This is a genomic window from Coleofasciculus sp. G1-WW12-02, assembly GCF_040219735.1.
In the GTDB taxonomy this organism is placed as follows: domain Bacteria; phylum Cyanobacteriota; class Cyanobacteriia; order Cyanobacteriales; family Coleofasciculaceae; genus Coleofasciculus.
In genome coordinates, this window is record NZ_JAVJRX010000010.1 from 1 (window position 1) to 15,204 (window position 15,204).

Genomic DNA, 15,204 nt, shown 5'->3' on the forward strand with positions numbered 1-15,204 from the left:
GCTTAATATAACATATCCAAGGAATTGATAGTAAAGTCTCTTAAGCATAAGTTTATAAAAACAACTTTTGTCACAAGGCGCGATTCATCTCGCCGCCAAATCGTAGATTATGCCGGGAGACTTCTCGCACAATCAAGTTAATTTCTGGAATTAGCTGATCGCAAATCCCTCGATTACGATAGAAAGTAGGGTCAAACAGGCGATCGCACAAACCAAATCTGGACAGTCAGCCAAAAATTGTCCTTCCCCAGTTTGATTATCCACGCATCAAGAACCCAAAAACTACCCTCTTGGAGGATGCCATGACTGCCACCATTTCTCTTGTCATCACCACATATAATCGAGAACGTTACCTCGGTGCAGCCATTGACAGCATACTGGCACAAACCTGGGGGGATTTTGAGTTAATTGTATGGGATGACGGGTCAACCGATGGGTCTGTTACTATTGCTCAAGACTATGCTAAACGCGATCCACGAGTCCAGGTAATCGCCGCTGAACATCAAGGACGAGTTGTTTCACTCCAACGTGCGATCGCCCAAACTACGGGTTCCTATATCGGTTGGGTGGATAGCGATGACTTCTTAGCCCCCACAGCGCTGGCGGAAACCGCCGCGATTCTGGATACCCAGCCAGATGTAGGGATGGTTTACACCGACTACCAGGTAATCAACGAAAGCGGTAAAGTGACTGGTTATGGCAGTCGATGTCATATTCCCTACTCTAAAGAAGGGATGTTACAGCAATTTATCACCTTTCACTTCCGGTTAATTCGCCGTTCAGTCTATGACCAAGTGGGAGGAATTGATGAGTCATTTTATTATGTTGAAGACTACGAGCTGTGCTTGCGACTTTCTGAAGTAACACAAGTATACCACCTGCAAAAACCACTCTATTATTACCGCAATCATCCAGAAAGTATATGCCATCAGCACCAGATAGAGCAAAAACTTAATGCCCGTAAAGCTGTTGCTTGGGCGATCGCACGGCGGAGTTCAATCACCCGATCAGATTCATCCTCACAACCTACTTCTACTCGTCCAATTCGCCCAGTTTTGGGACGGATCATATCATTAGCCACACTTCCCCTCATCGCTACTATAAATGTTACGCCAGCCCAGGCACAAATTACCCCGGCGGCTGATGGTACAGGAACTTTGGTGACACCGACTGGCGTTCAATTGGATATCACGGGCGGTACATTATCTGGAGATGGGGCGAATCTCTTCCACAGTTTTAGTCAATTTGGACTGAACCCCGATCAAATTGCTAACTTTATTTCTCAACCTTCGATCCAAAACATACTAGGGCGGGTTACGGGGGGAAATCCCTCAATCATTAATGGTTTAATTCAAGTCACAAACGGTAACTCTAATCTATTTTTGATGAATCCTTCGGGTATCGTATTTGGTGCTAATGCTAGACTGGATGTTCCGGCTGATTTCACCACTACAACTGCCACAGGAATTGGTTTAGATGGCGGTTGGTTTAGCGCTTTGGGTTCCAATAACTATATCAATCTTGTCGGTAATCCCAGTACCTTTGAATTTGCCACATTACAACCAGGAAGTATTGTTAATGGGGGTAATTTAGCTGTATCCGAAGGGAAAACACTTTCTCTAATTGGGGGAAATACTATCAACACAGGGACAATGCAAGCGACTGGCGGCACGATTACGATAGCCGCCGTACCTGGAACCAGTCGCCTGCGCCTGAGTCAAGACGGACGAATTTTGAGTTTAGAGATATCAACGAATAATCCAGACTCCATCACCCCGTTAAGGTTACCAGAATTACTCACAGGGAGCAATGTCGAAACAGGTTTAACGGTTAACTTGGATAATCAGGTACAAACTATCGCAGGTACTGTAATTTCTCACCAACTTGGAACCGCGATAGTATCGGGAACGATGGATACTTCTGCTGACTCAGTGGGAGGAAATGTAGATATTTTCGGGACTGTTGTCGGTTTAGTGGATCAAGCCCAGATTGATGTTTCTGGTGATACAGGTGGGGGTGAAATCCGAATTGGTGGTGACTATAAAGGACAGGGTACATTTCCTACTGCTGATACAACTGTAGTCGGCAATCAAGTTACGATTAATGTTGATGCCAGAATCAATGGCAATGGTGGGCGTGTAATCGTTTGGTCAGATAATTTTACGCGATTTTCCGGTACAATCACAGCGCGAGGGGGTACAGAAAGCGGTAATGGTGGTTTTGTCGAGACATCGGGTAAAAACGTATTGGAATCCATTGGTGGATCAGTAAATACTAGTGCGGCTAATGGTTTACCTGGGAGTTGGTTACTCGATCCTTGGAATGTCACCATTACAAATGATGCTACCACTGGTACTTTTACGGGTGGAATTTTCACGCCTTCTGCTGAATCTCAAATCAATGTCAATGATATAGTAAATGCTCTCAATGGCGGCACTAATGTCACGATTACGACAGCAGGAGAGGAAGGAAATGAAGGAAATCAGGAAGGCACTATTACAGTAGACGCTGCCATTGATATCTTTTTGGATGCTGGGGATACAACGTTAAGTTTAGAAGCTGATAATGATATTATCATAAATTCTCCCATCAGTAATACCAGTGATATTTATGTCCTAAACTTGTTCTTCCAAGCTGAGAATAACATTGATGTTAATGCTGACATTAGCACAGCAGGTGGTAGCATTGAGTTTACAAGTAACAGTGGGACTATTAATACCACTGGAGGAACTCTTAATTCTAGCTCAACATTTACGAATGGCGGTGCGATTACTCTCAATGCACCGAGCGATATTATTACTGGTGCGATTAATTCATTTTTTGAGGGTGATAATTTTTACGGATCTGAAGGAGGGGCAGTCAACTTAGAAGCGGGTGGAAATATTCAGACGGGTGAAATTAATGCCTCTTCCATTAATACAGCATTCGGCAACATAGGAGATGAAAATTCCCAAGGGGGTGCTGTAGAATTAGTTGCATCAGGAACTGTCACAACAGATGGAATTAACACCTCAGGTAGCAGCAATGGTGAAGTTAATAGTATAGGTGGTTCAGTAACTATTGAGGCTGGAAGCGATATCGATGTAACAGGCATCATTAACTCCTCAACATCGTCTTCAGTGTTTGCTATTGAAAGTTCTGTGACTTCTGGTTCGGCAACGGGAGGATTCGTAAATCTCACTTCCGAAACAGGTTCTATCAATACTGATGGGATTAACTCCTCAGCATCTTCTTTGGCTTCTAGTGGTGCAGGTGTGGTTACTTCTGGTTTGGCAACAGGCGGGGAAGTAAACTTAAATGCGGCTGAGACGGTTCAAACCGGGGAAATTAAAACCACGGCATCTTCTTTTGCTTCAGATACAACCGGAATCGCAACAGGCAATTCAGTAACTTTAGAGGGAAGTAGCATTGTATTTGATAGTATCGACACGTCAGCGTCTTCTAGTTTAGCTGATGAAATTGGGGGTAATGTCAGCATTACTGCCAATGGTATTCCCGATGGTTTAGTCAGGGGTGTGGGAACAATTTCAGAAACGGATATCACGATTAAAACGGAAGGAAATACCGAGTTGGGGACAGTAGAGATTACCCATAATGGCGGCAGTAATAATGATCCATTTATCGTAGGAGATGCCAGCATTAATGGTTTGGCAGGAAGTATCAATACTGGCGATGATAATTCTTTGCCTTCAGGCTCATTTCCCGTTCTGCCAGAAGGCGGTGACGCAGATGATACTCCCAACGGTATTACTATCACTTCTGTTAATAGTCCACCCGAACTAACGCTAAATCCTACCCTACCCGACACAGAAGAAAATCAGCCCATTACGTTTACCTTTGAAGATTTACAGGCAACTCTAGAGGATGCAGATGGTGATACGAGTTTGTCAATTGTAATTGCTCAAATTAATGCCGGAACCTTGACGAAAAATGGTATCATCCTAGAACCTGGAGACACAATTGAGGAAGGAGATACTCTGGTATACACCCCGCCAACTGATGACACGGGCGACATTACAGCGTTTACCATTGTAGTTAGCGATCGCGTCTCCTTCTCTGAACCGCAACAGGTTAGTATTAACGTTGTTGATCCACCACCGCCACCACCGCCACCACCACCGCCACCACCACCACCACCGCCAGAGGAGGTCATCGAAATTTCACCGACTGCTCTAACCCAAAATCAAGTAGAAGAGGAAATTGAATCGTTCTCGGTTGTCCAAACCATCGCATCCAATCGCGTAAGTACCCCGATCAAAAGCGAGACAGAAGCGCGTCAAATTTTGAGTGAAATTGAACAAGCAACTGGGGCAAAACCCGCACTCATTTATGTCAGCTTTGCTCCCACGGAAATTTCGCAAAACACAAACTATACAGGATTAGAAACGAATAATACCGAGGAATATGATACCTACTTCAATCGCTCCGGACCTCATGTTACAATTGCCCCTCAAGATAGTGATCAATTAGAACTGCTGATCATCTCCGCCAAGGAACCCCCAATTCGGCGACGCATAGCCGGAGTAACCCGTGGGAAAGTCCTAGAAGTCGCTCAAGAATTTCGCCGCAACGTGACTAGCGTAACCATTCCCCGTGACTATCTCACCCCCTCTAAACAGCTTTATCAATGGCTAGTTGCTCCCCTAGAAGAAAATTTACAAGCCCAAGACATTGATAACCTCGCCTTTGTCATGGATGGGGGATTACGCTCTTTACCTGTCGCGGCGCTACATGATGGTGAAGGATTTCTCGTGGAACGCTACAGCGTTGGCTTAATGCCCAGTCTATCGCTCACTGATACTCGTTATGTGGATATCCGCAATGTTAGTGTCCTCGCCATGGGTGCTGATACATTCCAGGATCTGAACCCCTTACCTGCTGTACCCTTAGAATTAGCCGCGATCGCAGGTCCTTTGTGGCAAGGTAAAGCATTTCTCAACGAAGCCTTTACTTTAGAAAATCTCCAGCAAATCCGCTCATCCCAACCCTTTGGAATTGTCCACCTAGCCACTCACGGCGAATTTCAATCGGGTCAACCCTCTAACTCCTATATCCAGTTATGGAACCAAAAACTCAGATTAGATCAATTAGGGAAACTGGGATTAAACAATCCTCCCACAGAACTGTTAGTCCTCAGCGCTTGTCGCACCGCCTTGGGAGATAGAGAAGCCGAATTAGGGTTTGCTGGATTAGCCATACAAGCCGGAGTCAAGTCCGCCTTAGGGAGTCTCTGGTATGTTAGTGATGCAGGAACTCTGGGATTCATGACCAGCTTTTATGAGCATTTGCAACAAGCCCCGATTAAAGCCGAAGCCCTGCGGCAAACTCAACTTGCTATGCTTAAAGGTGAAGTCCGGTTAGAGGAAAAACAGCTAATTGCTGGGGATTTGCGGATTCCCTTAAACCCAGAACTCGCCAAATTAGGAGATCAAGACTTTACCCATCCTTACTACTGGAGTGCTTTAACCCTTGTGGGTAGTCCTTGGTAGTAGTAGTGTGGCACACCTAATTTGATGAATTAACATTGTGTGCAGAAATTTTAGGGGCGCAAAGCTTTGGACTCAATCATCCTTTCCAGTTGGCTGACTGACTAGATAAATGCTAAGACTGATACGGTAGACTGACAAAAAAACATGGGCAGAAAAATTGTCGGAATGATTAGTAGTTATCATGGACTTAATCAAGCGGACTGGCTATGGCAACAAACGCCCAACCCTTGTGGAGTCTGGGACAAAATTCAAATGCTATCCCAAGCCTCTGAGCCTGATTTTCTGCTGATGTACCAATATTCGTTTCCCCAACCTCGCCCTCAACTGCCGTGGTGGAAAGGTTTACGCCAAAAAAAGAGTTCAAAACCTGATGTAGCCTCCCAGTTACGCAACGTTCCCAAAGAGCGAATAATCTATTTATTACGAGAACCGCCCCTGGAAAAAGTTGTTCAAACTAATCGGGCAAATTATGAAGCCGCGAAAAATTATTGTGGTTACATTTCAGGTCCGGATGATTTTGCCCCAACGCCTGATTATATGCCCGCGATTTGGTATCACGCCAATTCGTTCCGAGAATTAAATGAAATGATACCACCGGAAAAAATACATACTTGTAGTTGGATCACCTCCGGAATCGATCGCACCGCTGAACATCGTAGACGTTTAGCGTTCTTACAATCATTACGGGAGAGTGGATTTGAGTTTGACCTTTATGGGCGCGGATTACCCGACTGGGCGCAGGGAAAGGGTAGCCTGAAAAACAAATGGCATGGCATGGCATCTTACTACTATAATCTCGCGATCGAAAACTATGCTGGGAATGATTGGTATGTCAGCGAAAAACTCTGGGATGCTCTACTCGCATGGTGTTTACCCATCTACTATGGGGGTTCGGCGGCGGATAAATTACTGCCACCCGGAAGCTTTTTGCGGCTCCCGACGCTAGATGAGCAGGGCATCGCTTATATTAAAGAGGTAACATCCACACCGGATGCTTGGTATGAAGCCAAGGACGCGATCGCACAAGCTAGACAAATCATCCTACATAAACTCAACCTCCTGAACTGGTTATCTGATTTTGTCGCTAAATTTGATTGAACACCATGGACGGAATTTGTACCCTAGCCAGTGACCCAGTTTACGACCAACTGGTTGCCTTACTCAACAGTATTGAGGCAATTGTCGGGTCACAAATGCCTGTCTGTGTCTATCCCTACAACGACAACACAACAAAAATTGCGGCTGAAATTGCCCGTCGTCCCAACGTCCAACTCTATGATAATGTTGAGTCCATACAGCGCTGGGATCAGTTTGCTCAAAAGGCTTGGGATAGTCATCCCACAGCCCACCAACGTTGGCGTCAAATTGGCAGTAGCGGTTATCATCGATTTGGCACCCATCGGCGTTACTGTGCCTTTGATAGACCTTTTGATCGCTTCCTCTACATGGATGCGGATACATTGCTGATGTCGCCTGTCGAGTTTATCTTTGCTAAACTTCAGGACAATGACTGTGTGGTTTATGATTTTCAGCACAAAGATTTAACTCATGTATATAACATTGATTCGCCCAAGCTAACGCAAGTATTCCCCCCCGAAAGACTAAAAACAGAAATCTTTTGTTCTGGTTTTTATGCGTCGAAACAAAATCTATTTGATCAAGAACGACGAAACTGGATTATTGAGCAACTCGAAGCCGGAGATGCCGAAGTTCTTTACCCCATGGCACCGGATCAAACGCTCCTCAACTACATGATGATGAGACCGAATTTATCGCTCTATAACTTGGCTTTAGAGTTACCCAAGGAGAAAAAAACGGGATGCTGTGTAACATCAGCCCACTTTCAAGAAAATGAACATATTCTTTATGACAAAGGCAATCGACTCACCTACATGCACTACATTGGGGTTTCTTCCCAATTAATTGCTAAAGTTTGTGCTGGGGAAAACATTGATTTTCCTTATCGAGATTTGTTTTTACATTATCGCTATCTTCATGAACCAGAGAAAAAGCCGCAATTTACGACTCAACCCAAACTTTATAATCAACCCCCTAGTTTATCTCAGCGAATCTTGAAGAAGTTGAAATTATCTTAACTAAACTCCAAAATTAATATAACTAAAGAAAATGACCAAAAATCGCGGCATTTATATTACAGCCAATGACAAAGTAATCGAACAGGCGATCGCGCTGCTCAAAAGTATCCGCTTCCATGATCCTGATACGCCGATTTGCTTAATTCCTTACGATGATAAATATCAAACCATTGCTAAAATCTTAAAAGACTCCTATCAGGTAGAATTATATCAAGATTTAGACTTTATCGAACGTCTTTCTAATCAGTTATACGAAATATTTGGCAAAGAATTTTTTGCTCGACCCAATCAATTCCGCAAACAAGCTTGTTGGTTTGGTGCTTTTGATAAATTTATTTATATCGATACGGATATTGTTGTTTTTGACAAAATTATAGAAACAACGAACTACTTAGATAACTATGATTTTATTTGCTATGACTATCAACATAGCGGTGGAATCAAAAATGTATTTACGCCAAAAGTCTTAGAAGACGGTGTATTTAGCGAAAATGATATTCAGGATATGTTTAATGGTGGGTTTTGGGGAGCCAAGAAAAATACGATATCTGAGGAAACACTCTATCAAACATTCACGGAATGTGCCTCTCATCCGGAATACTTTGACTTTTCCCAAAAAACCTCCGATCAACCTATCATTAACTACATGATATTGAAACACGTTCCCCAGCGGTTTAATATCGTGCGCCGCCCCGGTGGTGCGCCAGGAAGTTGGGCGGGTAGCAAACATTTTCAGGTTCAAGATCATCACCTAATTGATCCGAATGTCAATCAACCCCTAGACTATTTACACTGGGCAGGGATTCGCATCCAACCAGGTTGCCCCTATTGGGATATCTGGAAATATTATCGCTATCTTGGTGAAGATATCCCTGATGATGAATCGTTACAAACCCCACCATCAAAAAATCTATGGCAAAAACTCAAAGGAACCATAAAACGAAATGTTTAACAATATAAGTTTTCACATTACGGCAATATCGAGTAAAGTGACAGGCTCTCCAGTAATCCGGTTCTTCCGGACTTACTATGCCAAACTGTTAGTTAAAATGGCTTCAGATCTAGTTATACCGTGATTTTATGCCTCAACAGTCTAATTTGACTCAAAATAACGTCCAAAAACCTTGCTTAGCAAGGTTTTTGGACGTCGTCTGAGGCAATTTAGCATAATTTGTCCGGAAGAACCGTTATCCCTGGTATTGAGTGAATGAGTTGGACATGAGTAATGATTTTATATGTTTTGTTATTCCCTAACTTGCCTCATTGATGCTTGCCTACTTCCTCAAGTTTCCCACGCTGAATGAAAGAAGTCTCGCTCACACACCATAGCATAGCGATAGTTTGATTTCACGGAGGCTGAGAGTGAGGCGTATTGATCTGTCAACCGCTCTAATTGCTGCGCTAACTGCTCAAACTCTGGATTACTATACGTGCGAATCCAATCCGTATAGGGGTGTTCTGGAATACCATCTTTAGCTAATTCTTGACCCAAAAACCCATACAAGCGCATACAGGGTGTCATGGCTACTGTAATTAAACCAATCTCACTTCCCCAAGCCGTTGCCAACAAGAAGTCAGTATAACGCCGCGTCGCTACGGCGGGTTCAATCTGGTGCAAGCTGACTCCCCAGGCTGTGGCATAATTCTGATGCAGGCGTAGTTCTTCGAGAACGCCACCAGCGAGATTATGGAACGTGTTAAATTCATCCCAGTCGGAACATTTAGCGGCGGCTACACTATAAGCGCGAGCAAACGCTTCTAAGAAAAAAGCATCTTGACCCACATAGTAAGCAAATTTCCGACGCTCAAGTGTCCCTGTAGCGATACCTTGGACAAATGGGTGTGTTAGACACTCCTTTGCCAAGTCTTGATTGGATTGCCATAAATCGCTGCTAAGTGTCATAACCCTTATTTATTGCCATGGACCCAGATGTTGTTCGGGAAGGGTTGGCAGTTGTAAGACTGAAGGGATCGGTGTTTTGTCAAATCCACCGTCTACCGATAGATACACACAGAATGTAACCGCGATCGCTAGCAGTAGTCTTTCCAGCATAACCCACTCCTCTCATTGTTGCTCTTGTGAGCTGTCAACTGCCAGTATCTTCTCACTATCTGTGATTTCAATTAAGGGACTGGTGATGCAAACCGTTAATTTTTTGTGATGATAGTCTAAGCTTTAGGTGATAGGAGTCATCAATTCTAGAGCGTCGGGTTTAGCAAGAAGTCAAACGTTATGCCATGACATTTAAAGTCTTTCCCCCTCTCATCCTGTTTACCTCTCTGTGGCTAAACCCCTCAGCGCAAGGGTTTAATCCAGCACACCTAGAACAATTGCGACAAACAGGTAGCTGTGTCGAGTGTGATTTGAGTGGGGTACAGTTGCCGGATGCTCTGTTAAGCAATACTAATTTGAGGGGGGCTAATCTGGCTGGTGCTAATCTTATCCGTGCCGATTTAAGACGTGCCAATCTGGAGTATGCCAACCTGAGTGGTGCGAGTCTGATTTCTGCGAATCTTACGGATGCGACGTTAACCGGAGCTAATCTGATTGTGGCAGCATTAATCGGTGCGAATCTAACTCGTGCTAATTTGGCTGGCGCTGGATTAAATTTGGCTAAATTAGCGAGTACTAGCCTAGTTGGTGCAAACTTAAGTCTTGCTAAACTAAGGGCGGCGGATTTAAGTAATGCGAATTTGACGGCTGCTGATTTGAGGGGGGCTGACTTGAGAGGGGCTGACTTGGATAATACTATTCTGAATAACGCTAAACTTAGCTACGCCATTATGCCTGATGGCACTTTATTACCTTAATTTATTGATTTTTCCCTATTCCCTATTCTCTATTCCCTGTTGCCTATTCATAATTCAACTGTCTAACTAGAGCTTGCTGAATAAGTCATAAGTCGAGGTATGTAAAATCCTAGCCCTACAAAGTACCTGCTATGTATTGCTTAAAGTGGGGTTGGGCGTCGCCTCACGATAAAACGCGAATCTCCTTTTGGAGAGGAGAAGCCTACAGTCTAATCTTTGATTGACGGTAGGAGTACGTCACTCAATCCGACTATGCTTTCTCGGATTTTTAATAAGCCAGAGTTTCTAAGGTATCCCGCAAATATCGACGCACCCGATGCTCCAAGCTTCGATCCTGAAGATGGTGCGCGGCAGGATGCTCCATCTGCCAGCGTTTAAATCCAGAACTGGCTGCGATCGCTTCTTTGAGATTGTCCCAAACTGGACTGTCTGGGGAAAAGTTGTTGGATTCGGACATAGCTGTGCTTTTCATAAATCCTTGTTGTGATCTAAACAGAATGAGTCAGTAGCAATTCTTAAATGTTGTTTGTATTTTTTAACCTTAATTTCAGAATAACTGAGCTGCGTTGTTTAAATTGTTACATTTGCAACAACTGATTGCCAACATGCCCAGATTTTTAGACGAGTCATAAGTTTTGAGTGTTCCATACGTGATGCCAGAAGTGTCTGTAGGGGCGGGTTTCACTATTCTTTTTAGCGTTCTTAAGATCCCCATAAGGGTACTTGGTTCAATCCATCTGTTCAGGGGATGATTCAGCCGAGGATGACTCTGTTGCGATCGCAGGTAAAATTTGTTTGACCCGAAACCCTGGTACGGTAAACTTTTCTGGTATTTTTTCCACGGGATAAGGTTGAGTCGCTGCCCACTCTGCCTCACTCGTGAGCAGAACTTGCACCACAGAAAGAGGCACTTGTAAAAATAAGTGACTTGCCAGAAACCCTATTCCTGCCAAAACCAATCCAGCGATGCGCCATTGAACTGTCCAGGGAACGACACCTGCGGCTAGAGGAGCGATGCTATAAATTTGCCACAGTACCCATACCATAAAACCTGCTGCCACAATCGTCAGCAGGGGGTTGGTTTTCCGGTCAAATAAGCTCAGCAGTCGTCGCTGCGATTCCGTTAGGCGATCGGGTTTGAGAGCAACGATGAGCAAACTAAAAATATCAAAGGGGCGGGTCAATTGCATCCACAAAACTGGTGCGATACCGATAACTGCCACAACTAGGAGTTCTAGCCAGACTGGCAACAGGAGTTCACCCGTTGCCAGTCCTAAGGCGACCATCTCTAAGGTTAGGGGCAGTGCCGCTAAACCCGCCAAATGTATCCACAAGAACGGTTCAGACCAAAAAGAGCGCATCTGATTTCCTTTATCTTTTGTCATTAGTCCTTCGTCATTAACCAAGGACTAATCACCTGTGACCTAGGTCGCTGATAGAGTTCGGCGCTTGCTCACCATTTTGTAGGTTTCGATGATGTCACCTTCAGTCCAATCATTGAATCTATCGACACGAATACCGCATTCAAATCCGGCATTGACCTCTTTGACATCATCCTTCATCCGCTTCAGCGAATCAAGCACCCCTTCGTAGATCATTTGACCCCGGCGTTGCACTCGCATATTGCAGTTGCGAACCGCTTTGCCCGACTGTACGTAGCAACCTGCCACCGCACCGCGACCGACAGGGAAAACAGCCCGGACCTCCACTTGACCCAAGGGTTCTTCTACCAATTCTGGCTCCAGTAACCCTTCCATGGCTGCTTGAATGTCATCCAAGAGGTTATAGATAATGTTGTATTCGCGCACATCAACACTCTCTCTTTCCGCAGCGGATCGAGCGCCGTGAGCCAAAGTGGTATTAAAGCCAATGATTACCGCACCACTAGCCGCCGCTAAGTCAACATCAGTTTCGGTGACTTCTCCAGCCGTCGCTAGTAGCACTCGGATTTGAACTTCATTTTGGGGTAACTGTTTTAGTGAACCCAGAATGGCTTCGACGGAGCCTTGCACATCTGCCTTCAGAATCAAGTTGAGTTCTTTGAGTTCTCCTTCTTGAGCTTTGGCAGAAAGGCTATTCAGGCTGACTCGACGGGAGGACATCACCTGTTGCAGGCGAGACTCGCGTTGTTCTTGGCTTCTGGTGTCCGCAATGGCGCGAGCTTCTTTTTCTTGTGCAAAGACCTCAAACTCATCACCTGCTGCCGGGACATCACTTAAACCCAATACCTCTACGGCAAAGGAGGGAGCCGCCTCGTCTACTCGTTTACCTCGGTCATCGGTCATGGCTCGTACTTTACCGAAGACCGATCCCGCAACCAAGGTATCACCCACCCGCAGCGTGCCATTTTGCACTAACAATGTGGCAACTGGACCTCTGGATTTATCCAGGTTGGCTTCAATGACCGTACCTTTGGCTAATCGGGCGGGGTTAGCGGAGAGTTCTTCAATGTCAGAAACGAGCAGGATCATTTCCAGGAGCGTATCCAAGTTTTCTTTTTGGATAGCACTTACGGGCACCATGATCGTTTCACCGCCCCATTCTTCTGGCACTAATCCATGTTCCATTAACTCCTGCTTCACCCGGTCAGGTTGTGCCCCTTCCTTGTCAATTTTGTTAACAGCCACCACAATCGGCACCTCAGCGGCTTTGGCATGGCTGATTGCTTCTCTGGTTTGCGGTTGCACCCCATCATCGGCGGCGACGACCAAAATGGCAATATCGGTCACTCGCGCTCCCCGTGCCCGCATCGCCGTAAAGGCTTCGTGACCTGGAGTATCGAGGAAGACCACCTGTTGGACTTGACCTTCATGCTCCACATCGACATGGTAAGCACCAATATGCTGGGTAATTCCACCTGCTTCGCCTTGTGCCACTTTGGTTTCACGAATGGCATCGAGCAGCGTGGTTTTACCGTGATCGACGTGACCCATGATTGTGACCACCGGTGGACGCCGCACCAGGTATTCCAAGTCAGCCGCATCCAGCATTTCGGTTTTAGCGGCTTCTGATTCTGCTTCTTCTGTCTGAACATTAACGCCCAGTTCTTCGGCGACCATTTGAGCAGTGTGCAGATCCAGAGTTTGGGTGATATTCACCGCCAATCCCTTGAAGAATAGCTGTTTAATAATTTCAGTTTCGGCAATCTCCAGCTTAGTCGCCAGTTCTCGAACGGTTAGCGAATCGTTTAACACAATTTGCTCAGGGCGTTCAGAGACTTCTTGCTTTTCACGCCTGCGATCGCGACTCTCTGGTTTACTGGTTTTAAATTCTGGCTTTTTCCTAACCTGACTGGCTGCCGTTGGTGGCGGAGTCTGTCCCGTTTGAGATTTAGGTTTAGGAGGACGAGCCACCGACATACTGATAGCTGCAGGGGTGTCAGTTTCTTGGTCGTCACCATCGAACTCTTCCTCATCCTCTTCGATCAGTTGAGGTCGCCGCTTGAGCTTAGCCGCTTTTGCGGGTTTAGCTCCTTCCCGCTCTTCTTCTTCATCAATCCATTCACGTTTTTTCGACTGACGTGGCGGCGTGGGTCGCTTGACTTTGGAAGCGTTGAGTTCTGGGGCTTCCAGAAGGGTTTCTGTCTCCTCATCGACCGCCCCTGGCTTCTGTTCCCGCGAACCCGAATCGATAGCCGCCACTTCAATGCTGTCATCCTGACGAGTCGGTCGGGAGCGTCTGGGGGGGGCTTGTAGTTTAGGAACGGGCTGAGCTGGAGCTTGAGGACGCGCTGGGGCGGGAGCTTGAGGAGGAGTTGGCGCTTCAGGAGAACTCGCCAATTCAGTCGGCTGAGGCTCCTTAGCCGACTCTGATGGAGTCTCATCTGATCGATCGCGCTTCAATTTCGGTCGTTCGACCTGGGTGGGCTGATTTTGTTTCGGTGACGCTGGTCGAACGGGGGGTTGGATAAGTTGGGGTTTAGCTTCCACTTCAGCTACGGTAACGTTCTCCTGTGACCCTTGAGATGGAGTTGGTGTTTCTGACTCAGGATTGTCCTCGTGCAAATTCACTGGTGTCGGTCGATTGAGCGGGGCGGGTGGACGTGGTGGATTCACAGTTGGCTTAACGGGGGGTTGAGCAGACTTTGACCCAGGTGCGGAGCCCTGGGAAGAGCTAAAACTGGAACGAGGCTTAGGCTTAACACTCAGAATTTGCTGTTTGCGCTGATTGTTAGAATGCCCATCTGTATGGTTAGCAGATGCTGAGGTTGTTTGGTCACGACCTTTGAGGCTGGTGATCCCCTCGGCATATTTTTCCGCCGCCGCTTTGATTCGCTCAGCTTCAGATTCTGTAATCGTGCTACTGTGACTCTTGACTGCAATATGAAGTCCTTCGCAAATATTCAAAATGTCCTTGTTGTCCAAATTCAATTCCCGTGATAATTCGTAAATTCTGACTTTGCCGTTGTTCATCCACTATTCCCCCGTCGTACATATTGTTACACCATAACTAAATGATTGAAAGCGTGCGTGGTCATTGGTTTTCCTGCCGGATTGGCTTAAATCAATAAGGTGTCGTTTAAGAGTCTACTCGATAACTCACCAATAACTCATGTTACACAGGCGCTCATTGAGTGTGAGCCAATTGGATATCTCTACACTCTTATCAGATCCTGGATGGTTAACTTACAAAAATCTTAACAAAACTAGATTCATTTTCTCGACCCTGAGTGTTGTCCTCAGGTAGGAGTTGCTAGCTTGATCAGGGTCAGACTCACCTCCGAACACCATTGGTAATGGTACTCCTCTACTATCCTAGCGATTGCTTAGGTTCATTGAGAGCATCGCTGGGGTTTTTTGAATGGATTG

Annotated in this window: 10 protein-coding genes; 5 read left to right on the forward strand and 5 right to left on the reverse strand. The window is 45.7% G+C overall.

Going from position 1 to position 15,204, the window contains the following annotated elements; all coding sequences use genetic code 11:
• Positions 1–302 precede the first annotated feature (302 nt).
• From RID09_RS01285 to RID09_RS01300, 4 genes are all read left to right on the forward strand, one after another.
• Positions 303–5,489, forward strand: coding sequence for a CHAT domain-containing protein (locus RID09_RS01285; RefSeq protein ID WP_446334144.1), 5,187 nt, complete (start codon positions 303–305; stop codon positions 5,487–5,489).
• A gap of 144 nt (positions 5,490–5,633) precedes the next feature.
• Positions 5,634–6,587 (forward strand): glycosyltransferase family 10 domain-containing protein, encoded by a 954-nt coding sequence (locus tag RID09_RS01290; protein ID WP_446334145.1) that lies wholly within the window; start codon positions 5,634–5,636, stop codon positions 6,585–6,587.
• 5 nt (positions 6,588–6,592) lie between these two features.
• Positions 6,593–7,585 (forward strand): Npun_R2821/Npun_R2822 family protein, encoded by a 993-nt coding sequence (locus tag RID09_RS01295; RefSeq protein ID WP_446334146.1) that lies wholly within the window; start codon positions 6,593–6,595, stop codon positions 7,583–7,585.
• A gap of 31 nt (positions 7,586–7,616) precedes the next feature.
• Positions 7,617–8,537, forward strand: coding sequence for an Npun_R2821/Npun_R2822 family protein (locus tag RID09_RS01300; RefSeq protein WP_446334147.1), 921 nt, complete (start codon positions 7,617–7,619; stop codon positions 8,535–8,537).
• A 330-nt stretch (positions 8,538–8,867) separates the two neighbouring features.
• On the opposite strand, the gene RID09_RS01305 is transcribed toward RID09_RS01300, so the two are convergent.
• Together RID09_RS01305 and RID09_RS01310 are read right to left on the reverse strand one after the other, a co-directional pair.
• Positions 8,868–9,488 carry a TenA family protein gene (locus tag RID09_RS01305; protein ID WP_446334148.1) on the reverse strand — a complete coding sequence of 207 codons (621 nt, stop codon included), beginning with the start codon at positions 9,486–9,488 and terminating at the stop codon, positions 8,868–8,870.
• Positions 9,489–9,497: 9 nt separating this feature from the next.
• Positions 9,498–9,638: a hypothetical protein gene (locus tag RID09_RS01310; protein WP_446334149.1), complete on the reverse strand. Its 141-nt coding sequence runs from the start codon at positions 9,636–9,638 to the stop codon at positions 9,498–9,500.
• Positions 9,639–9,823: 185 nt separating this feature from the next.
• Here RID09_RS01310 and RID09_RS01315 point away from each other — a divergent pair, with 185 nt between their 5' ends.
• On the forward strand, positions 9,824–10,396 hold the full coding sequence (locus RID09_RS01315; RefSeq protein WP_446334150.1) for a pentapeptide repeat-containing protein: 573 nt from the start codon (positions 9,824–9,826) through the stop codon (positions 10,394–10,396).
• A gap of 268 nt (positions 10,397–10,664) precedes the next feature.
• On the opposite strand, the gene RID09_RS01320 is transcribed toward RID09_RS01315, so the two are convergent.
• The 3 genes from RID09_RS01320 to infB form a co-directional block, all read right to left on the reverse strand.
• Complete coding sequence (locus RID09_RS01320) at positions 10,665–10,868, reverse strand: hypothetical protein (RefSeq protein ID WP_446334151.1); 204 nt, start codon at positions 10,866–10,868, stop codon at positions 10,665–10,667.
• Positions 10,869–11,124: 256 nt separating this feature from the next.
• Positions 11,125–11,781, reverse strand: coding sequence for a low-complexity tail membrane protein (locus tag RID09_RS01325; protein WP_446334152.1), 657 nt, complete (start codon positions 11,779–11,781; stop codon positions 11,125–11,127).
• Between the two features lie 39 nt (positions 11,782–11,820).
• Positions 11,821–14,808 carry a translation initiation factor IF-2 gene (gene infB / locus RID09_RS01330; protein ID WP_446334153.1) on the reverse strand — a complete coding sequence of 996 codons (2,988 nt, stop codon included), beginning with the start codon at positions 14,806–14,808 and terminating at the stop codon, positions 11,821–11,823.
• Positions 14,809–15,204: the final 396 nt, after the last annotated feature.

Bases quoted from the DNA above. Each gene is read 5' to 3' on its own strand.
- RID09_RS01285 (WP_446334144.1), top strand. From the start codon at position 303: ATGACTGCCACCATTTCTCTTGTCATCACCACATATAATCGAGAACGT.
- RID09_RS01305 (WP_446334148.1), bottom strand. From the start codon at position 9,488: ATGACACTTAGCAGCGATTTATGGCAATCCAATCAAGACTTGGCAAAG.
- RID09_RS01300 (WP_446334147.1), top strand. From the start codon at position 7,617: ATGACCAAAAATCGCGGCATTTATATTACAGCCAATGACAAAGTAATC.
- RID09_RS01310 (WP_446334149.1), bottom strand. From the start codon at position 9,638: ATGCTGGAAAGACTACTGCTAGCGATCGCGGTTACATTCTGTGTGTAT.
- RID09_RS01315 (WP_446334150.1), top strand. From the start codon at position 9,824: ATGACATTTAAAGTCTTTCCCCCTCTCATCCTGTTTACCTCTCTGTGG.
- RID09_RS01320 (WP_446334151.1), bottom strand. From the start codon at position 10,868: ATGAAAAGCACAGCTATGTCCGAATCCAACAACTTTTCCCCAGACAGT.
- RID09_RS01295 (WP_446334146.1), top strand. From the start codon at position 6,593: ATGGACGGAATTTGTACCCTAGCCAGTGACCCAGTTTACGACCAACTG.
- RID09_RS01290 (WP_446334145.1), top strand. From the start codon at position 5,634: ATGGGCAGAAAAATTGTCGGAATGATTAGTAGTTATCATGGACTTAAT.
- RID09_RS01325 (WP_446334152.1), bottom strand. From the start codon at position 11,781: ATGACAAAAGATAAAGGAAATCAGATGCGCTCTTTTTGGTCTGAACCG.
- infB (WP_446334153.1), bottom strand. From the start codon at position 14,808: ATGAACAACGGCAAAGTCAGAATTTACGAATTATCACGGGAATTGAAT.